The organism is Desulfonispora thiosulfatigenes DSM 11270 (assembly GCF_900176035.1).
Lineage (GTDB): Bacteria > Bacillota > Peptococcia > Peptococcales > Desulfonisporaceae > Desulfonispora > Desulfonispora thiosulfatigenes.
In genome coordinates this window covers 118,821-145,336 of sequence record NZ_FWWT01000022.1, presented here as the reverse complement: position 1 = coordinate 145,336, position 26,516 = coordinate 118,821, and the positions used below count along the sequence as shown (strand labels likewise).

The following is a 26,516-nucleotide window of genomic DNA, read 5'->3' as shown; positions in this document are numbered from 1 at the left end:
TAATTATATTAAATAAAAGTACTATTTGCAAGTTATTTGTCTATAAAAAACAAATAACACATACCTCTTTAAATCTGATCAAATAATATCAAATAACGTTCAATAATTTATTAAATATTAGTTTTAAAAATACTTCGTGTTTTTAAGACATCTTCACTGATTTGAGTCTTTAGTTCATCAAGATTATTGAATTTTTTTTCTCCCCTTAATCTCTTATTAAAAATAATTTCTAAATCTTGATTGTATATATCTTTAGAAAAATCAAGCAGATTTACTTCTATACTTAATCTTTTATCTCTTGTTACTGTAGGTTTATAGCCTATATTTAAAACACCTTGATATCTAATGCCTCCGATATCTATTTCTACAGCATATACTCCACAAGCTGGTATTATAAGTCCTTTTTCCCAAGCTAAATTTGCCGTAGGAAAGCCTATGGACCGACCTAATTTGTTACCATGAACTACCTTGCCACTTAGTCTAGGTTTATATGACAATAACTGACTTGCCTTATCTATATCGCCTTGTAGTAAATATTCTCTTATTCTTGTACTACTTACTACCTCATTTTCAACATAAAATGGACTTATAATAGTTGTTTTTATTCCATATTTATTGTTTAGATTAACTAAATCATCAGCTTTACCTTCTCCACGATAACCAAAAGAATAATTAAATCCTACTATTATATGTTTTGCATCTAATAAATCATGCAAAACATCCTTAACAAATTGTTTTGGTGCTAACCTCGCTATTTCTTTAGTAAAAGGAGGTGCTAATAATTTATGAACCCCTAAATCTTCAATTAATTTAGTCTTGTGATTAAAGGTATTAATTAAATTCAATTTTTTCCCTAAAATCATTTGAGGATGATGTGAAAAAGTAAAAACCATTACTTCTCCATCTATATCATTAGCTATTTCCATAGCTGAACTAATAAGATTTTGATGACCTAAATGTACACCATCAAAATTTCCTAACGTAATCACTAAAGGTTTATTTTCTTTTTCAACCGATTCTAATGATTTAAATACTTTCATTACACATCACCAAAAACCTTTTCTGGTTGAATAAAATTATTCTTTTTATTAGCTATTGCTAATAAATTATTTTCTTTATCAATAATTTTATATTTATTATTACTTATACTAGGAATATCTAAATTATCAATAGAAATTTTGTTACCATGCAGTACATCAATTCGAGTTTTTCCCTCTACAACAATTTCTTGAAAATCATCTAAACAATTAATGGGATTAATTAAAAATTCATTTGGATCTAGCAAAGAAATTTCATCTAAAGTAAAAGATTTTTCTATGTTGAAAATTCCTGATTTTGTTCTAAGTAAAAAAACCATATGAGCAGCAGATTGAGCTGCTCTTCCAATATCTTGGCATAGGGTTCTAATATATGTTCCTTTACTACAGCTAACATTTATCAAGGCTTGTTTATTATTGTAACTAAATAAATCTATATTATATATTTCTACTTTTCTTATTTCTCTTTCAACAACTATTCCTTCGCGTGCAAGTTTATATAGTGGTTGACCGTCTTTTTTTATTGCCGAATACATTGGAGGCAATTGTTCAATATTTCCTTTAAACTTTTGTAATATTTCATTAAATTCTCCATAACTTAAATTAGGAAGATTTGCCTCATAGGTAACATTACCAGTAGCATCTTGAGTATCAGTTTCGCTCCCAAAACCTATCACAGCTCTATAAGTTTTATTATCTGCTGTCAAATATTCTGCAAGCCTTGTAGCTTTTCCTACGCAAATAGGTAACACACCCACTGCATCTGGATCAAGCGTTCCCGTATGGCCCACCTTTTTTATATTTAAGATTTTTCTAATTCTGTTTACCACACTATGAGATGAAAGACCCGGGGGTTTCAACACATTAATTATTCCACAATAACTAATTTTAGAAACCTCCCCTCATCATGATTTGTTGACATGATTCAACTATTTTTTTTATATTTTCATTGATTTCACCTTTAATGGTACATCCCGCTGCTCTAACATGTCCGCCACCATCAAATAATGAAGCTAATTCATTTACATCAAACCAACTTTTTGAGCGCATGCTAACTTTATATAAATTTGTTTGTACCTCTTTAAAAACCATGGCAACTTCAACTTCTGATATATTTTTTACATAACTTATCATTCCATCTGCATCGGTACTAGAAAGATTTAATTCTTCAAATGACTTTAAATCATAAGCAATCCATGCAATCCTTCCATCTACAGAAAAGTTTAAATTACTTAAACCTTGTTTTAATAATTCCACTTTATTACGGCTCATATTCTCATAAAAGTTAACTCTTACTTTACTAGTATCTGCACCATATTTAATCAAGTCTGCAGCTACTTTATGCGTTGTAGGAGTTACATTATCATACATAAAAGAGCCTGTATCTGTACTAAGGCCTGTATATAATGAAGTAGCTATATTTTTATCCATTTTTATTTGCAAGAGGCTTAAAAGATCATATATTATTTCTGCGGTTGCAGCTGCTTGATTTTTCACAAGATTATATCTGGCAAAATTAGAGTTACTAATATGATGATCAATATTTATAGTGAAGATTTTATTAGTATTTATATCATCGGTATCATAACCTGTTCTTTCCATAGTAGCACAGTCTACAAATACTAAAACTTCAGGAATATTGGTGAAACTTTCTAAAGGTTTAATGCTTTGGGAACTCGGTAAAAAGGATAAATTTTCCGGGACAAAATCTTTATTAATCAATATAGTTTTAATGCCCATTTTTTCTAATCCTAAAGCTAAAGCAAGTTGGGAACCTAAAGCATCTCCATCGGGACTTAGATGAGAGATGATTCCCACTTCTTTGCTATTAGCTAATTTATCAATTATCTTCTGAATGTCCATTATTACTTTCATCCTTTGGTTCTTTTACTTTATTAATTAAAGAATCTATCTTTGCCCCATATTCTAAAGAAGTATCTAAGGTAAATAGTAGTTGAGGTACATGTCTAATTTTAATGTTTTTTCCCAATTCACCTCTAATGAAACCGCTAGCTTTTTCTAACCCTTTTAGCAAACTATCTTTTTCTTCTTGTGTCTGATTACCATAGCGTGTTACATAGACTTTTGCATAGCTTAAATCATTTGTTACCTCTACTGCTGTGATACTAACTAATCCAGTAACTCGTGGATCCTTAATTCTCCCAGGTACAATTTGAGCTAATTCTCTTTTAATTTCTTCACTTATGCGATCTGTACGAACTTTTTTCATCTAAACACCTCATATTAAAGTTCTCTTTTTATTTCCTTGAATGTGTAAGCTTCGATGATATCGCCTTCTTTTAAATCATTATATCTTTCTATTCCAATTCCACATTCATATCCTGTTGCTACTTCTTTAGCATCTTCTTTAAATCTTCTTAATGAATCTAAATTACCATCATGCATAACAACGCCATCTCTTACAACTCGAACCTTCGCAGAACGAAGTATTTTACCTTCAATTACATAGCATCCAGCTACAGTACCTACTTTTGGTACCTTAAAAGTCTGCCTAACTTCAGCTTGCCCTAAATCAACTTCTTTTATCTCTGGAGATAATAATCCTGATAATGCTGCTTTCACATCTTCAATCGCATCATAAATAACCCTATAGGTACGAATATCTACATCCTCTTTTTCAGCTACTTTTTTAGCATTATTATCTGGTCTAACATTAAATCCTAAGATAATTGCATGTGAAGCACTTGATAACATAACATCCGTTTCTTTTATGCCTCCAACTCCAGCATGAATAATATTAACCCTAACCTCATCATTACTTAATTTATCTAAAGACTGTTTTAAGGCTTCAATAGTTCCTTGAACATCTGCCTTAAGGACTATATTAAGGTCTTTAATTTCTCCATCTTTAATTCGTGCAAATATATCATCTAATGAAATTTTGTTACGACTAGTAATTTCTTTATGATGTCTTTCATTTTGTCTTCTCTCAGCTACTTGTTTAGCTAATTTTTCATTATCTGCTACTATGAAGTCATCTCCAGCACTTGGAACATCTGATAATCCTAATATTTCTACAGGAGCTGATGGTCCAGCTGTTTTAATATTTCTGCCCTTATAATCAAGCATAGCTCTAATTCTACCTTGAGTAGTTCCAACAACTAGAAAATCTCCAATTTTCATTGTTCCACTTTGAACTAGTAAAGTAGCGACTGGTCCTCTGCCTTTGTCTAATTCAGCTTCTATTACAATTCCACGTGCATTTCTGTCAGGGTTAGCTTTTAGCTCTTGAACTTCAGAAACTAAAAGAATCATTTCTAATAATGTACCTATCCCATCTCCAGTTAAAGCTGAAACTGGAACCATAATAGTATCTCCTCCCCATTCCTCGGAGATAAGATTATATTCAGTCAACTCTTGTTTAATTCTGTCAGCATTTGAATCTGGTTTATCCATTTTGTTTATTGCAATTATAATAGGTACTTCTGCTGCTTTTGCATGGTGAATAGCTTCAACTGTTTGAGGCATAACTCCATCATCAGCCGCAACAACTAAAATTGCGATATCAGTAACTTCTGCACCCCTCGCACGCATTGCTGTAAAGGCTTCGTGACCTGGTGTATCTAAAAAGGTTATTTTTTGACCATTAGACTCAACTTGATATGCACCTATATGTTGAGTTATTCCACCTGCTTCTGTCGCCGTAACATTTGCTTCTCTTATTTTATCTAATAATGATGTTTTTCCATGGTCAACATGACCCATTATAGTTACTACTGGTGGCCTATTTTGTAAGTTTTCTGGGCTTTCTTCTATTTCAGCAAATAACTCATCTTCTTTGCTTGTTTTTACTTCAACAGTTGCGCCAAATTCTTCTGCTATTATCATAACCGTTTCAATATCTAGTTCCTGGTTAATTGTTGCCATATATCCTAAAACCATTAACTTCTTAATTACTTCAGTTGCCTTTTTACCTAGTTGATGAGCCAAATCTTGAACGCTTATAGACTCTTCAATTACTACGTGTCTTTTCACTTCAGGCATTACTTCTTTTGGTTGAGATATATGTTTATGTTTCCCTTTATTTTTGCCTTTACCCATAAATTTATTTTTATTATTTCTGTTATTGTTATTATTTTTATTGTTTTTATTAAAGTTACCTTTATTTTCTTTAAAGCCTTGGGGCTCACTTTTTACCTTAGGTATAGCCTCATTATCCGTCTCTGGTTTTACAGATTTAGTTATATCATTATTTTCAGTTTTTTTCATAGACTCTTTTATCCTCTCTGCTTCATTTGCAGGTAAAGTACTCATATGATTTTTCACATTTATACCGATATCTTCTATTTTTGCAAGAAGATCTTTACTGCTTACTTCTAGTTCTTTAGCTAATTCATGAACTCTTATTTTGCTCATTAAACCACCTCCAAGATATAACTACATCTTAGCCTTAATTGCCTTTGCCATCTTTTCATCCGTTACTCCAACGACTGAACGTGGTGAAACACCCATTGCAATTCCTAGTTGTAGTTTTGTTCCAACATCAATACAGGGAACATTAGAATCTTCCGCTAAATATCTCCAATGTTTTTTTCTGTTTTCAGATAAATCTTCAGCTAAAATTAATAAATTAATTTTACCCTGAACAATAACTGCTTTTACTGCCGCTTCTCCTGAAATAATATTATTAGATTTTTGAGCAAATCCTAGTAAGGTTAAAATGCTATTTTTAACGTTCATTAAAATACTCCTCTAGTGTATTATATAAATCTTCAGGAATTTTAGATTTAAATGCTTTTTCTAGTCTTTTAGACTTTAAGGATGTATTTAAACATTCTTTTTTAGAACAGATATATGCACCACGTCCTGATTTTTTACCTGTAGGATCTATGATTATATCTCCTTCAGGAGTTTTTACAATTCGTAGCAACTGTTTTTTTTCGAACATGGTTTGACAACCAATACACATACGTTGAGGAATTTTTTTTTGCAAGATTATCCCTCCAGATTTTCACTATTATTAGCAATAGTTAATCCTAATTCTTCTGCTTGTGTTTCACTTTTTATATCAACTTTCCAGCCTGTTAGCTTGGCTGCTAAACGCGCATTTTGTCCTTCCTTACCGATTGCCAAAGATAATTGATAATCAGGAACTATAACTAATGCTTTTTTTTCCTCTTCATTTACATTTACGCTAACAACTTTTGCAGGACTAAGTGAATTAGAAATAAATACAGCTATATCTGGACTCCACTTAACTATATCAATTTTTTCACCTTTTAGTTCTGTAACTATGGTTTGTACTCTCATTCCTTTAGGTCCCACACAAGCACCGACAGAATCAACCTCTTCATTATGAGAGTGTACAGCAAGCTTTGAACGCGAACCAGCTTCTCTTGAAATAGACTTTATTTCTACTATTCCATCGTGAATCTCTGGAACTTCCAATTCAAATAATCTTCTTAATAATCCTGGGTGTGTTCTTGACACTAAAACTTGGGGTCCTTTAGGTGTCTTTTTTACTTCCACTATGTACGTTTTTAGGCGATCATTGATTTTATAAGCTTCTCCCGGCATTTGTTCTGTTGGTGACAGCACTGCTTCAATTTTTCCCAAATCAATGAATACATTCTTTTGCTCTACTCTTTGAACAGTTCCATTTAAAATATCGGTTTCACGATTACAAAATTCATCATAAATGATATTTCTTTCAGCTTCTCTTATTCGTTGTATTACGACTTGTTTTGCAGTTTGAGCTGCTATTCTTCCAAAATCCCTAGGGGTTACTTCTTCTTCTACTATATCGTCTAATTCATAATTAGGCTTTATTTTCAGTGCATCTTCTAATGAAATCTCTGCTCTATCATCAAAAACTTCTTCTACTATGTTTTTTCTAGCGAAAACTTTAATTTCTCCACTAAGTCTATCTATATGTACCCTTACATTTTGTAGTGACCCAAAGTTTTTCTTATAAGCAGAAATTAATGCTGCTTCTATAGCTTCAATAATTATGTCGCTTTCTATCCCTTTTTCTTTTCCTAACTCACTTAAAGCATCTATAAACTCTAAATTCACTTTATAAACCTCCTGCTCAATTAACTCATCCTTCCCAAACTAAATTAGCCTTAGCTATTTTTTCTCGAGGAATAGTTATTTTAACATCATTTTCTATTAATATTATTTGATCTTCATCTGCAAAATTAAGTATTCCTGTAAATGTTTTCTTGTTTTCTATTGCTGCGTACGTTTTTATTTGCACTAGATGATCTAAAAACCTTAAAAAGTCTTTAGTCTTTTTGAGAGGACGTTCTATGCCAGGAGAAGATACCTCCAAATGATATGCCTGAGTAATAGGGTCATAGTTATCTAATTTATCACTTATTAAATGGCTTACTTTTTCGCAGTCATCTAATTCTATACCTTCTTCTTTGTCGATATATATTCTTAAGAACCACTCGGATCCTTCTTTAAGATACTCGACAGCTACTAATTCTAAACCTAGTTCACTTATAACTGGATCAGCCATATCATATATTATTTCCTCAACCTTTGCCAAAAAAACCACTCCTTCCAAAAAAATTAATATAAAATATAAAGAGTGGGCAAAAACACCCACTCTTTCTCAAAAACCATTCTTCCATTAAATATCAAATAATCTTACTGTATTATATCATACTGCTCAAACATTGGCAACATCAACTAAATAATGACAATTGGTCTGTTTCCGGCAATTCATTTAAACATCCATGTTCCCTTAAATTATCAATAACAGTCTTACTTAGTTTAGCTCTTATTCTTAAATCTTCAATTGAAGTGAAGTATTTTTCTGCTCGTGCATTAGCAATATTTAAAGATGCTTGTACTCCGACCCCCTGTAATCCTGCAAAAGGTGGAATTATAGTATTTCCTTCAATCTGAAAATTTTTAGAATCTGACTTTTTAAGTGATACTATTTGAAAATCAAAACCTCTTAAATACATTTCGAGAGCTATCTCCATTATAGTTAGAAGTTTACTTTCTTTTTGAGAGACCGAGTGTCCCTTATCAGTTAAGTTTTTTATTTCATTTCTTATACTATTAACACCTTTACAAATTAGCTCTGCATCAAATTCATCTGCACGTACTGTGAAAAAGGCGGTATAAAAGGCTAATGGATAATACACTTTAAAATATGCAATACGAAAGGCCATCATGACATATGCCACTGCATGGGCTTTTGGGAACATATACTTTATCCTTTTACAAGATTCTATATACCACTTAGGTATGTTATTTTCTAATAATACTTGCTCAAATTCTGGTGATACTCCTCTTCCTTTACGGACATCCTCCATTATTTTAAATGCTGTACTGGATTCTACTCCTCTTTGAATTAAATAAATCATGATGTCATCACGAGCTGAAATTGCTTCAGATAACTGTGCCGTACCACTTTTAATTAAATCTTGAGCATTATTTATCCATACATCTGTTCCATGAGAAAATCCACTTATCCGTACAAGTTCAGAAAATGTAGTAGGTTTTGTATCAACCAACATTTGTCTGACAAACTTTGTACCAAATTCAGGTATCCCATAAGTACCTACAGGGGATCCTAGTTCTTCCTCGGTTATCCCTAAGGCTTTTGTAGAACAAAATAAACTCATTGTTTTAGGCTCACTTAAAGAAATGGTTTTTGCATTTACTCCAGTTAAGTCCTCCAATATTTTTATAACTGTCGGATCATCATGTCCTAGATTATCTAACTTTACTAAACGACTACTAATAGAATGATAATCAAAATGTGTAGTAATAATATCAGATTTAACATCGTCTGCAGGTCGTTGAAGTGGTGTAAACATATGAACATCTACACTTTTAGGAATAACCATTAATCCCCCTGGATGTTGGCCAGTGGTTCTTTTAATACCCGTACAACCATCTACTAACCTACCGATTTCAGCAGTACGCGATACTATATTTTTATCGTCCAAATAGTTTTTCACAAATCCAAATGCTGTACGACTTGCAATCGTAGATATTGTTCCCGCCCTGAATACATTATCCTTTCCAAATAGCTCTTCTGTATACTTTTGTGCTCTTGCTTGATATTCTCCTGAAAAGTTTAAATCAATATCTGGTACTTTATCTCCTTTAAAACCCATAAAGACTTCAAATGGTATGTTATGACCATCCTTTATAAAGTCACTACTACATTTTGGACATTTGTTTTCAGGCAAATCTGCCCCAGAATCAACTGAGCCATCTGTAATAAATTCTGTATATTTACATTCAGGACATCTATAATGTGGTTCTAGTGGATTAACTTCAGTTATGCCACATAGTGTTGCTACAAAGGATGACCCTACTGAGCCCCTTGATCCTACTAGATATCCATCTTCATTTGACTTTTTAACAAGTTTGTGAGCGGTTAAATAAAGTACAGCAAAACCATTATCAATAATTGCTGTGGCTTCTTTTTTTATTCTTGCCTCTACAATAGAGGGCAATTCTTCTCCGTACCATTCATGTGCTTTTTTATAAACCATTTCATAAATATCATCTTCAGCTCCCTCAATTTCTGGGGGATAGAATTCATCTGGAATTGGGATGATCTCTTCAATTTGATCTGAAATATTTTTAGGATTATCTATTACTACTTCTTTTGATTCAGTTTCTCCAAGATATGAAAATTCTGCCAACATTTCTTCAGTAGTTTTAAGATACAAAGGTGGCTGATCATCAGCATCAGAGAAACCTTTGCCGGTCATGATAATTTTTCTAAATGTTTCATCTTCAGGATGCAAAAAGTGTACATCACCTGTTGCCACAACAGGTATATCAAGTTTTTTACCTAAATTATATAAATCAGTATTTAATTTTGTTAATTGCTCTTTATCTTCTAATTGTCCATTTCTAAGAAGAAAGTAATTATTTCCTCTAGGTTGAATTTCGATAAAGTCATAAAACTGAGCAATATTTATGAGCCTTTCTGGATCGTCATCTTTTAAATAACTTTGAATTAATTCTCCAGCCTCACACGCGCTACCAATAATCAAACCCGTACGCATCTCATTTAGCAAACTTTTAGGAATTCTAGGTACTCTTTTAAAATAATTTAAATGAGACTCTGTTACTAATTTATATAAATTTTTCAAGCCTTCCATTGTTTTAACTAAAATAATACAATGATAATTTTGCTTCTTCTGATTATTAGCGTTATTGGGATTAATATCATCAAATATATATCCTTCCATACCATATATTACTTTAATATTATTAGCTTTTCCTACATCATGGGCTTCTGGAAAGGCTTGTACTACGCCATGGTCTGTGATGGCAATTGCCTCATGCCCCCATTTGGCAGCTTGCTTAATTAAATCCTTAGCCGAAGAAATTCCATCCATTGAACTGAATTTTGTGTGAAGATGTAATTCTATTCTCTTTTCACTAGCTAAATCTTCCCTTTCATCTAGCTTTAGAGTATTAATATCCCTGGCCATTATCACTAACTCCTGGGAATAACGATCAATTTGCGCTGTTCCTTTAACTTTCACCTTTTTAGAGTTAGCTAATTTTTCCTGAATTTCAGCTATTAGTTTACCATCTTGGATTACCTTACATGTTAATGAATCAGATAAGTCAGTAACACTAAAACTTAAAATGGCTCTACCTGTTTTTAATTCCTTTACTTCTATCGCAAATGGTCTCCCAGCAATTACGATATTAGGTTCTTCTTCAGTTACTTCTTGGATATTACGTTCTAATTGTCTTATCTCTTTACCCATAATTACTGCTTTAGATGTTGGTTTTGTTGTATTGTTTATTTTTCCTTGTCTAGTTGAAATATTGGGTTTTATTTCTATATGATTTACTTCTACTGATTTTGCAACTAATTCATCAATATTTTGAGTTTCACTTTGTTCATTTTTTAAACTAGGATCGTATTTAAAATTAATTGTGAATTTTTCTTCAATTAAATTAGCTAAAAAATTTTCCAAATATACTTTGCATCCATTCTTTTGCAAATATTTAATAGCTAATAACGAATTAAATCTTATATCAATTGTATTCTCTGCTTTTAAATCATAATTACTAGTTCCAAGCCAGCCTTTAGTGCTTGGGAATTTATCACCTAATATTTCTAGCAAACTATCCCAATTACTAATAATAAATTCTCTTGCACTTAAGTTCTTTTCAAGTTTAGGACTTAAAATAAAATTCATAACTCCAGGAAATATATATCTTAAACATTTTTTACACTCATTTAAAATATATATATTTGGAATTTTGCTACATAAAAAAGTTATTTCCCAAGTACTTTTTACTTGGGAAACAGAGACTTTACATATTTTCATGTTTGCCAGAAAAGTTTGTACTTCTTCTGGTATTTTCGGTACTTTATAAAACTCCTGTGGAAAACTACAAACATGCATTACCATCACCACTAATCATATAATTCATACTCACTATTGAAATGAAATTTTATGAATTCCATCCATGTTTTCTAAAATAGTACTAACTTGCTTAGTAGACATAGTAGCAGGTAGTATGACTAATAATTCTAACTCAGCAACACCCGAACTAAAATTTTGTTTTAACTCAATCTTTTTTATTTTAATATTTAAATTACCCAAAATAGTCGTTAATAATCCAATTTGTCCTGGACTATCATCAATGTCAATTGTAACATAAAATAGTCTCTTTTTCTCAGCAACAATATCTTCTAGTTTAGCAAAATAAACTAAAGAAATAAAGACAATTATGGTGGTAATAATAGCCGGAAAATAAAGTCCTGATCCAACCGCAAGACCTAGTCCTGATACTACCCAAAGTGTAGCTGCAGTAGTAAGTCCTTTAACACCAGTTCCCGAGCGCAAAATAGTTCCTGCACCTAGAAAACCAATTCCACTTACTACTTGAGCAGCCATTCTCGCAGGGTCGCTTCCCCTTGGGGAGTTAATGTCAGGAGGGTAATTTAAATACATAGAAATTGAGACAATCATTATTAAGCAAGACCCTACTGATACAAGTGTGTGAGTTCTAAAACCTGCAGATTTATTAAGTGTTTCTCTTTCTATCCCAATTAACCCACCTAATAAGGCAGCTAATAATAATCTAATTGTTATCTCAAGTTCCCAGGTCATTAAATCACTCCTAGTGAGTTACCTTTTTAGCTATTTCCCAATACATTTTTAGTCGATATGCAAATCCTCGTGTAAATCCTAATTTTTCTTCTTTCATGACATGTGTTAAATTTTTTAACACAATTTCCTTAACTTTTAAATTATTTTTATGGGCATATTTAGTTAAAGCAACTTCTACGCCAAACCTTGCTGTATTTAAGTTTTCTATATTATATAGATGTTCTTTTTTAATTAACCTTTGCCCTGATAAAAAAGGTGCTACTACTTGTGCTAAATCAGTGCTTTTTCTTCCGCTTTCAAATATACCTACTACCATATCAATATATTCATCTTGTACTGTTTTTATTAATAATTCTATATGTTCATTAGTTAAACCTATTAAGTCCGCATCTAAAAAAAGCACATAATCATCATTAGTATAATTAACTCCGGCCATCATTGCTCCGCCTTTACCTTGGTTATTTGTTAAATTAATAACTTTCACCGGGTAAGACTGAGCAACTTTTAGCGTATTATCTGTTGACCCATCATTAACTACAATTATCTTTTGTGGTTCAACAACCTTTGTCACTACGCTTAAAACCTTGTCTATATTTTTTTCTTCATTATAAGCAGGAATTATTATACTAACTTTCATAATAGGCCTCCAAATCAATCGTTTAGATATGCTAAGGTTTTTTGTACCACTTCTTCATAATTCACTTCTATAAATTCTGGTTCAGTTCGTAATTTATATTCTATCATATTATTTTCTGCAGTTTTTTTACCAATAGTTATTTTTACAGGAATTCCTATTAAATCTGCATCTTTAAATTTAACTCCTGCTCTTTCATTACGATCATCTAAAATAACTTCCACACCTTTTTCTTGTAACTGTTTATATAACTCTTCAGCTAATCTTACTTGTTCCTCGTCCTTTACTGAAACAGGTATTATAATTACTTGGTAAGGTGCAATTGTTTTCGGCCAAATGATTCCATTTTCATCATTATTTTGTTCTACAGTAGCTGCTAAAGTTCTAGAAACCCCAATTCCGTAACAACCCATATGAATTATTTGTTTTTTTCCGTTTGAGTCTAAATACGTAGCATTTAAAGCTTCACTGTATCTAGTTCCAAGTTTAAATACTTGTCCAACTTCAATACCACGAGCGAAGTTTAAACTTTCCTGACATTTTGGGCATAATTCTCCCTCTTCTATTAAGCGTAGGTCAGCAAAGCATTCAACTTTATAATCTTTATTTAAGTTTACATTGATTAAATGATAGCCGTCTTCATTTGCACCACATACGCCATTTATAATATGCTCTACTTCTAAGTCAGCATATATTTTTACATTTTTTAGCCCCACTGGACCCACAAATCCAGGTGAACTGTTAGTAATAGATTGTACTTCTTCCTCAGAGGCTAGTCCTAAGTTATTGCATGGATGAATCTTTTGCACCTTGATTTCGTTAATAGTACGATCTCCACGTATTAAAATTGCAATTACTTCTTCATCAGCTGTAAAGAATAATGTTTTAATACATTTTGAAGGCGATATTTGAAGAAAATCAGAAATTTCATTAATTGTTTTTTGATCTGGAGTTTCTACTTTTTGAATTTCTTTTAATTCTTCACTATCTTTAGGTTTTTCAGGGGTACAAGCTGCGATTTCTGTATTAGCAGCATAATCACAGCTACTACAATAAACTATCTCTGCTTCACCACTATCAGCTAAAACCATAAATTCATGCGTTGTACTTCCACCAATAGCACCTGAATCAGCTTCAACTGGTCTAAAATTTAAACCACATTTTGTAAATATATTTTCATAGGCTTTATACATTATTTTATAACTTTTATCTAAATTTTCATCATTAAGATCAAAAGAATATAAGTCTTTCATGATAAATTCTCTTCCACGCATTAAGCCAAAACGAGGTCTTCTTTCATCTCTATATTTATTTTGGATTTGATATAAATATAGTGGTAATTGACGATAAGAACTAACTTCTCCACGCACTAAGTCTGTAATTATCTCTTCATGCGTAGGTCCCAGACAAAAGTCGCGATTGTGTCTATCCTTTACCCTAAACATTTCGTCTCCATATACTTGCCATCTTCCTGATTCTATCCAAAGCTCTGCAGGCTGAATAATTGGTAGTAAAACTTCTTGACCTCCTGCATTATCCATTTCCCCCCTAATTATACCTTCTATCTTTTTAAGCACTCGATATGCTAAAGGCATATATGTATAAATACCTGCTGCTCCTCTTCTTATAAAACCAGCTTTTAAAAGTAATTGATGACTAATTATTTCAGCTTCAGCTGGTGTTGATCTTAGAGTTGGTATTAAAGCATTACTCATTCTCATTTTTAAAACATCTCCTCATATCTTCAATCTCTTTATATAATGTACTTAAAAGTTCATCTTCTTTTACTTTAGCAATTATTTCGCCTTTTTTAAAAATTAAACCTTGTCCTTTTCCCCCTGCTATTCCTAAATCAGCTTCTTTAGCTTCTCCAGGTCCATTCACGACACAGCCCATGACAGCAATCTTTAGGTTTTCCTTCATATTAGCAGTGTATTTTTCTACTTCATTTGCTAAATACTCAAGATCTATTTCAGTTCGCCCACAAGTAGGACAGGATATAATTTCTACACCTTGTTTTTTAAGACCTAATGAAACTAGTATTTGTTTTGCTACAGGTAACTCTAAAAGAGGGTTTCCAGTTAATGATACTCTTATAGTATCTCCTATACCATCTGATAATAAAGCTCCAATTCCGATAGAAGACTTTATTGTGCCACCTTTCATAGTTCCTGCCTCTGTTACTCCAATATGTAAAGGATAAGGTATTTGATTTGCTATTTTTTTATAAGTATCTATCATTAAAGGAACATTAGAAGACTTCAATGAAATTTTTATCTTATTAAAGTTTTGTCTTTCTAATAAATTTATATGATATAACGCACTTTCAATCATAGCTTCAGGCGTAACTCCATACTTTTCTAATAAACCTTTTTCTAAAGACCCAGCGTTTACACCAATTCTAATAGGTATATCATAATACTTGGCAGACTCTACTACTTCTTTTACCTTTAGCTCACTACCAATATTTCCTGGATTTATTCTAAGAGCGTGAACACCATTTTCCATAGCTTTTAGCGCTAATTTATAATCAAAATGAATATCAGCTATTACAGGTATTGGGCTTTCCATGCATATTTTTTTAAGACTAGTGGCTGCTATATCATCTGGAACAGCTACTCTTATGATTTCGCACCCATTAGATGAAAGTTCTTTTATTTGTGCTAGTGTTTTTTCAGCATTTCTTGTATCCGTATTAGTCATAGATTGAATTGATATAGGATACTTTGATCCTATACCAACTGAACCTATTTTAAAATTTAATGTGTCTCTTCTTTTAATCATATTAATCACCTTATCCTATATTGCCTAATCCCATAATATCTTTATAAGTAATAAAAATCATAAGCATCATTAATAATGCAAAGCCCACAAAATGAACTAAATTTTCTTTTTTTGCGTCAATTGGCTTACCTCGTAAACCTTCGATAAGTAAGAATATTAATCTACTACCATCTAAAGCAGGAATTGGTAATAAATTCATAAGGCCTAAACTAATAGATATTAAAGCAGTTAGGTTTAATATCGGAAGTATTCCTACTTTTGCAGAATCACCAATGATTTTTACAATTCCAACTGGACCTGTTACCCCTTCAGTTCCTACTTTACCAGTGATCATTTTAGAAATTTCGGAAAGAGTTAAGCTAATTACTTGATATGTTTGTTCAGCACTTTTACCTATACTTTGTGAAAAGCTATAAGTTTTCCACTCAGGGTCTGTAGCCATAATTCCAATCAAATCTGCTTTTTGTTCAGGATCATACTGTGGTGCTATGACAATATTATGTTGCTTACCATCTCTCTCAATTTTAAAGTTAATATTTTCTCCTGATCTTCCATGAATTAATTGAATAACTTCATTTAATTCATTTACTTCTTTTCCATCAACAGAAATAATTTTATCACCTTTTAATAATCCTGCTTTTGCTGCTGGACTATTTGCTACAACATCATCTACTTGTGAACTATAAAAAGGCATCCCTATCGAGCTAAAAATAAATGTAAATATCAAAATAGCCAACAAGAAATTCATTAGTGGCCCAGCAATAATTACCGCTGCTCTTTGTAATACAGTTTTATTATTAAATCTTCTGGGATCTTCAGGACTTAAATCGCTCTCCTCATCTTCACCTGTTTCACCAGTCATTTTCACATATCCACCTATTGGAAGTAGACGTACAGAATACTGTGTATCACCTTTTTTAAAAGCAAGAGCTTTAGGTCCCATTCCTATACTAAATTCTTCTACCCTTACTCCAACAAGTTTAGCTACAAAGAAATGACCAAACTCATGAATAAAGATAAGTAAACTAAAAATCAAAATAGCATAAATCGCTGTTTGCAAAATATCACATCCTATCTTTAATTTTTTTGCATTCTATTCTAGCCCATTTATCAACTTCTAATAAATCTTTAAAATCAAATTCTTTGACTATTTCATGTTTTTGCATTACTTCTTCTACCAACTTTGGAATATCCATAAATCCAATATCTTTTTGCATAAATAATTCTACGGCTATTTCATTTGCTGCATTTAACACTGCAGGCATAGTATAGCCTATTTTACCTGCTCTATATGCTAAATTTAAACAAGGAAATTTTTCTGTATCTGGTTTTAGAAATTCTAATTCTTTTATCTTTAATAAATCTAATTTTGGAAAAGAATTATTCTTACGTTCTGGATAGGTTAACGCATATTGAATAGGAACCCTCATATCTGGTAGACCCAAATGAGCCAATACCGATCCATCACCATATAGAACCATAGAATGAACTATGCTTTGTGGGTGAATTATAGCATTAATATTTTCATATGCTACATTAAATAAAAAATGCGCTTCAATTATTTCTAATCCTTTATTCATTAAAGTAGCAGAATCAATGGTTATCTTGTTTCCCATACTCCACGTAGGATGATTTAAAGCCATTTCTGGAGTTACTTTATGTAATTCATCTGGAGATAAATTCCTAAATGGACCTCCAGAAGCAGTAATTAATAAGCCACTAACAGCCTTCTCATGCCCTGTCAAACATTGAAAAATAGCAGAATGTTCACTATCAACAGGGATAATTTTAGCTCCGGTTTTCTTTTGTATCCTTTTAACAATATTTCCAGCTACGACAATTGTTTCTTTATTAGCTAACGCAACATCTATACCTAGTTCAAGTGCAGCCAACACTGAAGGAATTCCTGCTGCACCAGAAATTGCTCCTATTACTAAATCTAAATTAACTTCTTGATAAACTTTTGCGATTTCCTTTTCTCCTAATATAACCTTTATAGGAAAGGTAGATAATTCTTTTTTTAAGATTTCATAACTTTTTTCATGCGTTACTATTACGTATTCCGGCTTATATTTAAGGGCTTGTTCTAATAGTCTTTGCACATTTTTATGACCTGAAATAATTTTAACTATAAAGTCATCTTTATGTTCATCTATTACTTCTAAAGTTTGAACTCCAATAGAACCAGTACTCCCTAATAAAGCAATATTTTTAACCACTTATATTTCTCCTTTTTGATTAATCTCTATAAATGTCTTTATTAATAGTAAGATAATAGGTCCAACAAAGAGGCCGATTACCCCTAATAGTCTTAAACCAATAAAAATTGCCATTAAAGTAGCAAGAGGGTGTAATCCTATACTATGAGATAAAACTTTAGGTTCAATCATTTGCCTTATGATAACTATGATGGCATACAAAATTATTAATGCTATCGCAAATTTAGTCTTACCTACGATAAGATTCCAAATCGCCCACGGTATAAAAATAGCTCCTGGTCCTAAAATTGGAATTAAATCAAAAATACCTGTAAGCACTCCCACACTAAATGAATAATCTAAACCTAGAATGGATAATCCTATTATTGTCAAAATAGTAGTAACCGAAATTAAAATGGCCTGTGCACGTAGAAAACCAAATAAAGCTGAAGTCATTGTTCCTATAATTTTATTTAAAGGTTTAATCCATTCTATGGGTATCATTTTGATAAAAAAATTATATATATTATCTTTATCCTTACTAATAAAATAAGTTGCTACAAATGAAACTAGTGCAATAGTAATAATTATCGGTAATTTAGCTAAAAAACTAATCAACCATTCAGAGCTTGCCCCTAAAAAGCTCTTTACAGATTCAATAATCCCAGAAATATTTTCTTCAATTGCCTTTCTGACATCAACAGGTAAGGGATTATTGGATATAAAAGCTCTTACATCTTGAACAATTTTCCATCCTAAATTCATGAAATCATTACTTAAATTGGATAGTACATCAGATAACTCTTTCAATTCAATTATTAAATGTGATGAAAGCATGATTAATAACAATATTATTATTCCAAAGATCAGCATTAATGATATAATCACTGACAAACTTCTAGGCAATTTAATTTTAAGCACAAAAAACTTCACAATAGGATCGACTAATATAGCTAAAATAACAGCCAAAATAAAAGGGCTTAGAGCTCCCAAAATTACATAAACAATATCAACAGCTACTGGAAATATATAATAAATAATTAAGTAAAATCCTAATAGTCCAATGACACCAATTGTAATTGGCAAGAGTATCTTTAGATATCTTGTAATGTCATTATCCAAAATACCCACCCCAATTATGTAGTAATATTAATATATAATATAATATAGGTGCAGTAGTAATAGTACTATCAAATCTATCTAATATACCACCATGACCCGGTATTATGTTTCCTGAGTCCTTTATACCTACAAACCGTTTAAAGGAACTTTCAATTAAGTCTCCTATTTGTCCCATAGTAGAGATAATTATTGCTATTAAAATAACAAATGGTACCGGAATAATTTTATAAAAACTCACAAATATAATAGCACAAATAACACTTGAAATTAAACCACCTATAGCGCCTTCAATAGTTTTCTTAGGACTTATTTGAGGAGCTAACTTGTTTTTGCCTAAAAAACGACCTGTAAAATAAGCCCCGGTGTCTGTAGCCCAGATTATTATAAATAATAGAAGTAATAATAAAAAACCTTGATGTAAATTTCTTATCAGTAAAATATGTACTAAAGTCCAACCAACATATAATAAGTTTAACAAGTTTAATGAAATAACATTAATTTTAACCTTAGGATAATTCTTAAGCATTATTAATAAGCTGCTTAAAAAGGTTACCCCTATACCTAAGGATAACCAATTTTGCCAATTGTATAAAATCCCAAGTATAAAAATCAGCTCACCTATAAGTACTGACGAAATATCTAGAGTATTACAACTATTCCCTATTAAACGTTTAAATTCAAAAGATCCTAAAATAATTAAAGCAAAAATGAAACCTGCAAGATAAATATTACCCAAATATAAAAACATGATAAAAACAGGAATACCTATTAATGCGCTACCTATTCTTATTAGCAAATTTTACACCACACTTTTTTATTTTACTGCTCCATATCGTCTAGTTCTATTTTGATAATCATTAATTGCCTGCGTTAAATCCTTAGGTTTAAAATCAGGCCACATAATATTTGTAACCCATATTTCAGAATAAGCTAATTGCCATAGTAAAAAGTTACTTATTCTCATTTCACCAGAAGGTCTGATAATAAGGTCAGGATCTGGTTGATTTTTAGTATATAAATATTGCTCTATTAACTTTTCATCTATATCATTTACTAATAAATCATCATTTTTAACATCAAGCGCTATTTCTTTAATTACTTTCGTTATTTCTGCTCTACCACCGTAATTTAATGCTACATTTAGAATTAACTTATCATTTTCTTTAGTCTCATCAAATGCGTATTGGATGCTTTCTTGAATTTTCGACTCTAATCCACTAATATCTCCTATGGGATTTATTTTAACACCATTTTTTTTCAAGGTTTTGATTTCATTTTTAATATACTCAATAATTAAATTCATTAATGCTTTTATTTCGTCTTGTGGTCTTTTCCAATTTTCTGTCGAAAAAGCATATACAGTTAAATATTTAACATTTATATCTAAACAGAATCTCACAATACCTTTTAATGCCTCTACTCCTGCTCTATGGCCTGCAGATCTCGGTAATCCTTTATTTCTAGCCCATCTGCCATTCCCATCCATAATAATAGCTATATGCTGTGGTATTTCCTTTTCCAATATTTGTTCCTTTTTTGTATCACTACCGAATCCAAAAAATCTCATAACTACCTCCATGCCTTCATGTAGTAAGAAAACCCCCTAATGTGTAGTGGGGGTTTATGTTCATAATTTTACTCATTTAATGATATGCAATAAGGATATCCAGAATTTTTGCATCTACCTTTTTCACTCTAATAACTCTCATTACTTCAGAAGGTTCGTTTAAATAAGATATTTTTCCTATTTTATACCCATTATGATTAATTATTTCCTGCGCTTCTTTAAATGTTAAAGCTAAAACAGCTGTCTCAATCATATTTTATAATTCTACTATTTCTTTTTCTTTAATACTTGCTATTTCATCTATATCTTTAATAAATTTATCTGTAATTTTTTGAACATTATCTTGTGATTTTTTTGCTTCATCTTCAGATACTTCTTTATCTTTTTCTAAAGCTTTAATTTGATCATTAACATCTCTTCTAATATTTCTTATACCAACTTTAGCTTCTTCAGCCTTTTTCTTAACTTGTTTTACTATTTCAAGTCTTCTTTCCTGAGTAAGTTGAGGAATAGGTAGTCTAATAACAATACCATCGTTATTAGGAGTTAGACCTAATTCTGACTTCATAATAGCTTTTTCAATATCAGCAATAATAGTTTTATCCCAAGGCTGGATAATTAAAAGTCTCGCCTCTGGGGTTTGGATATTTGCAACTTGGTTTAATGGAGTCATAGAACCATAATACTCTACTTGGACATTATCTAATAGAGATGGAGTAGCTCTACCTGCACGCAAACTTGCATAATCCTTTTTTAAAACATCATTAGTTTTAACCATTCTTTGCTCGGCATCTTTAATTAATTCATTAATCATCTTTTTTCCTCCCCACATAAGTACCGATGGTTTCACCTAAAACTACCTTTTTAATATTACTTGGCTCATTTAAAGTAAAAACTATTAATGGTATATTGTTATCCATACACAAAGAAGTAGCTGTGGAATCCATTACACCCAATCTTTTATTCAGTACATCAATATAACTTAAATCAGTGTATCGTTGAGCTTTTGGATTTACTACTGGGTCTGCATCATAAACCCCATCTACTTTTTTTGCCATTAATATAACTTCTGCTTCAATTTCAGCAGCCCTTAAAGCAGCAGTTGTATCAGTGGAAAAATACGGATTACCCGTTCCTGCAGCAAATATAACAACTCTACCTTTTTCTAAATGGCGTACTGCTCTTCTACGTATGTAAGGCTCTGCTATTTGACGCATTTCAATAGCGGTTTGCACTCTAGTATCGATGTTTTTATCTTCTAAAGCATCTTGTAATGCTAATGAATTTATAACGGTTGCAAGCATCCCCATATAGTCAGCAGTTGTTCTGTCCATACCTTTAGAGCTTCCTGCTACACCTCTCCAGATATTACCTCCACCTACTACGACAGCAACTTCTACTCCAATACTTATAACTTCAGCAATTTGAGAAGCAAGACTATTTAATACTCCTTGGTCAATTCCAGAACCTAAATCTCCAGCTAAAGCCTCACCGCTTAATTTTACAATTACTCTTTTATATTTGGGTTGTTGTGACAAAACTTATTCCCCCAATCCTTATAATTTCTACAAAATTTAATTAAATCCTCTTAATAATGTATCATTTCTTTTTAAAAAAGAGAACACACCGTGTTCTCCTTAATTAATTTTTATTAATTTCAGCCATAACCTCAGAAGCAAAGTCTTCTTGTTTCTTTTCAATTCCTTCTCCTAATTCAAAACGCACAAAACGACGTAAAACAATATTTTCGCCTATTTCAGCAACAGTTGTAGATAGGAATTGAGCTATAGTTTTATCTGTATCTTTAATATATGGTTGCTCTAATAAACAAAGATCTTTATATATTTTTTCTACTCTACCTTCAACGATTTTTTCTACAAATTTTTCATTTTTACCTTCATTGATAGCTTGCGCTTTTAAAATTTCTTTTTCTTTTGTAATAACTTCTTCTGGAACTTCTTCTTTTGCTATATACTCAGGCTTAGTTGCTGCTATTTGCATAGCTATGTTCTTAGTGAAGTCTTGGAACTTCTCTGTTTTAGCAACAAAATCTGTTTCACAGTTTACTTCTAAAAGAACTCCAATTTTCCCACCCATATGTATATATGATGTAACTGCTCCTTCTGCAGCAATTCTACCTGATTTTTTTGCAGCAGCAGCTAATCCTTTTTCTCTTAAATATTCGCCAGCTTTTTCAATATCTCCATTTGTTTCTATAAGAGCCTTTTTGCAATCCATCATTCCTGCACCAGATTTTTCTCTTAATTCTTTAACCATTGCAGCACTAATAGTCATTAATAAACCTCCCATATATTTATATGTCTAGTTATTCCAAAAAATCAACTTAAAATTCATTTAAATTAAAAAAGGATAACCAATATGGGAACCTACTTCCCAACTGGCTACCCCCTATTTGTTAATTTATTATTATTCTTCAGAAGTAGTATCACCTTGATTAGCTTCTAAAACTGCGTTTGCAACAACAGAAGTTAATAGTTTAACCGCTCTGATAGCATCATCGTTACCAGGGATAACATAATCAACTTCATCAGGATCACAGTTAGTATCAACTATAGCTACAACAGGTATACCAAGTTTTTTTGCCTCTTGTATAGCAATTCTTTCTTTTCTTGGGTCAATAACAAACATTGCTCCAGGAACTCCAGGCATATTTTTAATTCCACCTAAAAATCTTTCAAGACGATCTTGTTCAGCTAATAATTGTGATACCTCTTTTTTAGGTAACACAGCCATTGTGCCATCCTCTTGCATTTTTTCAAGTTGAAAAAGACGATCAATTCTTTTCTTAATTGTTTGATAGTTAGTAAGCATACCACCTAACCATCTTTCATTTACGAAATATTGATTACATCTAATTGCCTCTTCTTTTACAGTTTCTTGAGCTTGTTTTTTAGTACCAACAAAAAGAACTGGTTTTCCTTCTAGTGCTACTTCTCTTACGAATTCATAAGCTTCTACAACTTTCTTTACAGTTTTTTGTAAATCAATTATGTAGATACCATTACGCTCCGTAAAAATATATGGAGCCATTTTAGGATTCCAACGTCTAGTTTGATGCCCAAAATGCACACCTGCTTCAAGTAATTGTTTCATAGAAACAACTGGCATATTCAGCACCTCCTTCCTTTTCGGTTATTTTCCTCCGTCATTTTCAATCCTACTTTACACCTACATTAGGCACCGTAAAGCAAGTCCAACGACGTGTGTATTACACCATTTGTTATTTTAGCACATGAATAAAAATTAATCAACATTTTATAGCAAAATATTTCATTTCTTTAAGAAAATATTTTATTATCTCTACAAATTTTTAGTTTTTTAATTTTTCTAATTCGTCTAGTAGATTTTCGTTTAATACTCTAATATAAGTTCCTTTCATACCCAAGGACTTAGATTCAATAACCCCTGCACTTTCAAACTTTCTTAATGCGTTAACTATTACAGAGCGAGTAATTCCTACTCGATCAGCAATTTTACTAGCGACTAATAAACCTTCTGATCCATCTAATTCTTCAAATATATGTTCAATAGCCTCAAGTTCTGAATATGAAAGTGTACCTATTGCAATTTGAACCGCTGCTTTTTTTCTTGCTTCTTCTTCAATTTTCTCAGTTTTTGCTCTTAAGATTTCCATCCCTACAACTGTAGCGCCATATTCAGCTAAAATTAAATCAGATTCATTAAATTCAATGTTAAATTTAGCCAAAAGAAGTGTACCTTGTCTTTCTCCTCCACCCATGATTGGAACAATAGTAGAAATTTTTCCACCGAAATGACAAGCCATAGATTCAGTAAAGACACAATTGTTTTTTTCATTTTTTATATTTGCTTCAGTTTGCGTAACCTTAAGTAAATTTTCATTGTAATCTTCAGGAAATCTTTCGTTTTCGTTGATTATTTCCTCAACAGTTTCACATTGAAAATCTCCTTCTCCAGCAAATGAATAACCTAGTATTCTACCTTTTCTTCCTACGATATATGTGTTGCACTCTATCATATTACTTAAAACTCTAGATATTTCATTAAAGTTAACTGGGTTTGTAGCTGTTTTCTGTAATAACCTATTTAAGGAACGGGTTTTTTCTAGGAGTGTTTTCATACCTGATCCTCCTTTCAAATATGTTTTATTAAAGTATGTACCGACTTAAGTCTCTATTTTCTACAATATTTCTTAGTTTATCTTGTACATAATCTTTATCAATAATTAAATCTTTTGTATCCATTTCAGGTGCTAAAAAGGATATTTCTTCTAATATCTTTTCAAGTATGGTATAAAGCCTTCTTGCTCCGATATTATCAGTATTATCGTTTACAGTATAAGCAATATCAGCGATTTCAGCAATAGCATTTTCAGTAAATTCTAAGTTTAGTCCTTCTGTTTCCAATAATCTTTGATATTGTTTTAATAAAGATTGCTTTGGCTCTTTAAGTATTCTTTCAAAATCAGTACGAGTTAAACTTTGAAGTTCTACTCTAATTGGAAATCTACCTTGAAGTTCAGGAATTAAATCTGACGGCTTCACTAAATGGAAAGCACCAGCTGCAATAAATAGAATGTGGTCGGTTTTTATAATTCCATTCTTTGTGGTAACAGTGCTCCCCTCCACTATCGGAAGAATATCCCTCTGAACTCCACCTCTTGATACATCTGCACCTGAGTTTTTATCAGTGGTCGCAATTTTATCTATTTCATCTAAAAATATTATTCCTGATTGTTCTGCTCTTTCTATTGCAATTTGCTTTACTTCCTCTATATCAATTAAATTTTGGGCTTCAACTTGAGCTAAAATATTTCGTGCTTGGCTAATCTTAACCTTTCTTTTTTTCGTTTTAGTAGGCAATACTCCTGAAAGCATATCACCAAAATTAACTCCTGATTCTTCCATACCCAGATTTGAAAACATATCTAACATCGTTGAATTGTTTTCTTCTACTTCTATCTCTATGATATCATCTTCTAATTCAAATCTACGAAGTTTTTCTTTTATTATCAATCTTTTTTCTTCTTGCAAATTCTTTTCTTCTGGTTCTTTTTCAGTATCCTCTTCATTAAATCCTTTTCCAAAAAAGGCTTCTAGTGGATTAGTAATTTTAGATTGTTTTTTTGCCTTTGGGGCTAATATGTCTATTATTCTCTCTTCTGCTAATTTTTTAGCTTCTTCTGCCACACTCGTAAATTTTTCTTGTTTAACAATTCTCATAGACTCTTCTACTAAGTCTCTAACCATGGATTCTACATCACGACCTACATATCCAACCTCTGTAAACTTTGTCGCCTCTACCTTAATAAATGGGGCGTTTACTAATTTAGCTAGTCTCCTGGCTATCTCTGTTTTACCAACACCTGTTGGGCCTATCATGATTATATTTTTAGGTCTTATTTCATCTTTAATTTCTTCAGGTAAATTCATACGTCTATACCTATTTCTTAAAGCTATAGCAACACATTTTTTAGCTTCACCTTGACCTACTATATATTTATCTAATTCTTCTGTAATTTGTCTAGGAGTAAGATTATTCAAGTCAATTCCTCCTTATAAAGTTTCTACAGTTATATTATGGTTAGTATAGACACAAATATTTGCAGCAATTTCCATGGATTTTTTAGCTATTTCTTCTACTGAAAGATCTGTATTATCTTTTAATGCTTTAGCTGCCGATAAAGCAAACGATCCACCTGACCCTATCGCAATAACACCATCATCAGGTTCTATTACTTCACCATTACCAGATAATACTAACATATTATCGTTATCTGCAACAATTAACATTGCTTCTAATTTTTTTAGCACCCTATCAGAACGCCATTCTTTAGCTAGTTCTACGGATGCTTTTACAAGTTTTCCACTATTTTCTTGAAGTTTTCCCTCAAACTTTTCGAATAAGGTAAATGCATCAGCAACAGAACCTGCAAAACCAGCTAGTATTTTACCATTGTACAATTTTCTAACCTTTTTGGCTTGATGTTTCATAATAGTATTTTGTCCAAAGGTTACTTGTCCATCTCCAGCAATTGCAACTTTTCCATCTTTTTTAATAGCGACTATGGTTGTAGCATGAATCATA

The 26,516-nt window shown here is 31.7% G+C and carries 27 protein-coding genes; all 27 read right to left on the bottom strand.

Translation table 11 applies throughout. From position 1 onward, the window contains the following. Positions 1–110: 110 nt before the first annotated feature. The 27 genes from B8965_RS09570 to hslV all read right to left on the bottom strand — a co-directional run bounded on the left by B8965_RS09570 (position 111) and on the right by hslV (position 26,515). Positions 111–1,040, bottom strand: coding sequence for a bifunctional riboflavin kinase/FAD synthetase (locus B8965_RS09570; protein ID WP_084053973.1), 930 nt, complete (start codon positions 1,038–1,040; stop codon positions 111–113). Further along, positions 1,040–1,900: a tRNA pseudouridine(55) synthase TruB gene (truB, locus tag B8965_RS09565; RefSeq protein ID WP_159446322.1), complete on the bottom strand. Its 861-nt coding sequence runs from the start codon at positions 1,898–1,900 to the stop codon at positions 1,040–1,042. Before truB ends, B8965_RS09570 begins: the two co-directional genes overlap by 1 nt. Before the next feature lie 25 nt (positions 1,901–1,925). Next, entirely contained in the window at positions 1,926–2,900 is a 975-nt protein-coding gene (locus tag B8965_RS09560; protein ID WP_159446321.1) for a DHH family phosphoesterase, read from the bottom strand. Further along, a complete protein-coding gene (gene rbfA / locus B8965_RS09555) occupies positions 2,878–3,267 on the bottom strand; it encodes a 30S ribosome-binding factor RbfA (RefSeq protein WP_084053970.1) in 390 nt (129 codons plus the stop codon). The genes B8965_RS09560 and rbfA overlap by 23 nt, the downstream gene beginning before the upstream one ends. A gap of 14 nt (positions 3,268–3,281) precedes the next feature. After that, positions 3,282–5,414, bottom strand: coding sequence for a translation initiation factor IF-2 (gene infB / locus B8965_RS09550; protein ID WP_084053969.1), 2,133 nt, complete (start codon positions 5,412–5,414; stop codon positions 3,282–3,284). 21 nt (positions 5,415–5,435) lie between these two features. Further along, positions 5,436–5,738, bottom strand: a complete 303-nt coding sequence (locus B8965_RS09545) for a L7Ae/L30e/S12e/Gadd45 family ribosomal protein (RefSeq protein WP_084053968.1) — start codon at positions 5,736–5,738, stop codon at positions 5,436–5,438. After that, positions 5,728–5,991, bottom strand: a complete 264-nt coding sequence (rnpM, locus tag B8965_RS09540; protein WP_341451716.1) for an RNase P modulator RnpM — start codon at positions 5,989–5,991, stop codon at positions 5,728–5,730. The genes B8965_RS09545 and rnpM overlap by 11 nt, the downstream gene beginning before the upstream one ends. 2 nt (positions 5,992–5,993) lie before the next feature. Then, positions 5,994–7,073 (bottom strand): transcription termination factor NusA, encoded by a 1,080-nt coding sequence (gene nusA, locus B8965_RS09535; RefSeq protein ID WP_084053966.1) that lies wholly within the window; start codon positions 7,071–7,073, stop codon positions 5,994–5,996. A 25-nt stretch (positions 7,074–7,098) separates the two neighbouring features. Then, complete coding sequence (gene rimP, locus B8965_RS09530; RefSeq protein WP_084053965.1) at positions 7,099–7,554, bottom strand: ribosome maturation factor RimP; 456 nt, start codon at positions 7,552–7,554, stop codon at positions 7,099–7,101. Between the two features lie 139 nt (positions 7,555–7,693). Next, positions 7,694–11,203: a PolC-type DNA polymerase III gene (locus tag B8965_RS09525; RefSeq protein ID WP_242941975.1), complete on the bottom strand. Its 3,510-nt coding sequence runs from the start codon at positions 11,201–11,203 to the stop codon at positions 7,694–7,696. A 243-nt stretch (positions 11,204–11,446) separates the two neighbouring features. Beyond that, complete coding sequence (locus B8965_RS09520; protein ID WP_084053963.1) at positions 11,447–12,124, bottom strand: MgtC/SapB family protein; 678 nt, start codon at positions 12,122–12,124, stop codon at positions 11,447–11,449. A gap of 10 nt (positions 12,125–12,134) precedes the next feature. Next, on the bottom strand, positions 12,135–12,761 hold the full coding sequence (locus B8965_RS09515; RefSeq protein WP_084053962.1) for a glycosyltransferase family 2 protein: 627 nt from the start codon (positions 12,759–12,761) through the stop codon (positions 12,135–12,137). Positions 12,762–12,775: 14 nt separating this feature from the next. Then, positions 12,776–14,479, bottom strand: coding sequence for a proline--tRNA ligase (locus B8965_RS09510; RefSeq protein WP_084053961.1), 1,704 nt, complete (start codon positions 14,477–14,479; stop codon positions 12,776–12,778). Continuing rightward, on the bottom strand, positions 14,466–15,539 hold the full coding sequence (gene ispG, locus B8965_RS09505) for a flavodoxin-dependent (E)-4-hydroxy-3-methylbut-2-enyl-diphosphate synthase (RefSeq protein ID WP_084054269.1): 1,074 nt from the start codon (positions 15,537–15,539) through the stop codon (positions 14,466–14,468). The genes B8965_RS09510 and ispG overlap by 14 nt, the downstream gene beginning before the upstream one ends. A gap of 13 nt (positions 15,540–15,552) precedes the next feature. Continuing rightward, complete coding sequence (gene rseP, locus B8965_RS09500) at positions 15,553–16,602, bottom strand: RIP metalloprotease RseP (RefSeq protein ID WP_084053960.1); 1,050 nt, start codon at positions 16,600–16,602, stop codon at positions 15,553–15,555. A gap of 4 nt (positions 16,603–16,606) precedes the next feature. Then, positions 16,607–17,761: a 1-deoxy-D-xylulose-5-phosphate reductoisomerase gene (locus B8965_RS09495; protein WP_084053959.1), complete on the bottom strand. Its 1,155-nt coding sequence runs from the start codon at positions 17,759–17,761 to the stop codon at positions 16,607–16,609. Then, the gene (ytvI, locus tag B8965_RS09490) at positions 17,762–18,862 is read right to left on the bottom strand and encodes a sporulation integral membrane protein YtvI (RefSeq protein WP_159446320.1); all 1,101 of its coding nucleotides are present in this window, start codon (positions 18,860–18,862) and stop codon (positions 17,762–17,764) included. Beyond that, entirely contained in the window at positions 18,855–19,658 is an 804-nt protein-coding gene (locus B8965_RS09485; RefSeq protein ID WP_084053957.1) for a phosphatidate cytidylyltransferase, read from the bottom strand. The genes ytvI and B8965_RS09485 overlap by 8 nt, the downstream gene beginning before the upstream one ends. Positions 19,659–19,676: 18 nt before the next feature. Next, positions 19,677–20,429: an isoprenyl transferase gene (locus B8965_RS09480; protein WP_144015898.1), complete on the bottom strand. Its 753-nt coding sequence runs from the start codon at positions 20,427–20,429 to the stop codon at positions 19,677–19,679. Positions 20,430–20,505: 76 nt separating this feature from the next. Next, positions 20,506–20,682 carry a hypothetical protein gene (locus B8965_RS12480; protein ID WP_159446319.1) on the bottom strand — a complete coding sequence of 59 codons (177 nt, stop codon included), beginning with the start codon at positions 20,680–20,682 and terminating at the stop codon, positions 20,506–20,508. A gap of 3 nt (positions 20,683–20,685) precedes the next feature. Next, entirely contained in the window at positions 20,686–21,243 is a 558-nt protein-coding gene (frr, locus tag B8965_RS09475) for a ribosome recycling factor (RefSeq protein WP_084053955.1), read from the bottom strand. After that, positions 21,236–21,967, bottom strand: a complete 732-nt coding sequence (pyrH, locus tag B8965_RS09470; RefSeq protein ID WP_084053954.1) for a UMP kinase — start codon at positions 21,965–21,967, stop codon at positions 21,236–21,238. Before pyrH ends, frr begins: the two co-directional genes overlap by 8 nt. 103 nt (positions 21,968–22,070) lie before the next feature. Further along, entirely contained in the window at positions 22,071–22,724 is a 654-nt protein-coding gene (gene tsf / locus B8965_RS09465; protein ID WP_084053953.1) for a translation elongation factor Ts, read from the bottom strand. A 132-nt stretch (positions 22,725–22,856) separates the two neighbouring features. Then, positions 22,857–23,558, bottom strand: a complete 702-nt coding sequence (rpsB, locus tag B8965_RS09460) for a 30S ribosomal protein S2 (protein ID WP_084053952.1) — start codon at positions 23,556–23,558, stop codon at positions 22,857–22,859. Positions 23,559–23,760: 202 nt separating this feature from the next. Beyond that, positions 23,761–24,549 carry a GTP-sensing pleiotropic transcriptional regulator CodY gene (gene codY / locus B8965_RS09455; protein WP_084053951.1) on the bottom strand — a complete coding sequence of 263 codons (789 nt, stop codon included), beginning with the start codon at positions 24,547–24,549 and terminating at the stop codon, positions 23,761–23,763. Between the two features lie 28 nt (positions 24,550–24,577). After that, positions 24,578–25,972, bottom strand: coding sequence for an ATP-dependent protease ATPase subunit HslU (gene hslU, locus B8965_RS09450; protein ID WP_084053950.1), 1,395 nt, complete (start codon positions 25,970–25,972; stop codon positions 24,578–24,580). 12 nt (positions 25,973–25,984) lie between these two features. After that, positions 25,985–26,515, bottom strand: coding sequence for an ATP-dependent protease subunit HslV (gene hslV / locus B8965_RS09445; protein ID WP_084053949.1), 531 nt, complete (start codon positions 26,513–26,515; stop codon positions 25,985–25,987). Position 26,516 lies beyond the last annotated feature (1 nt).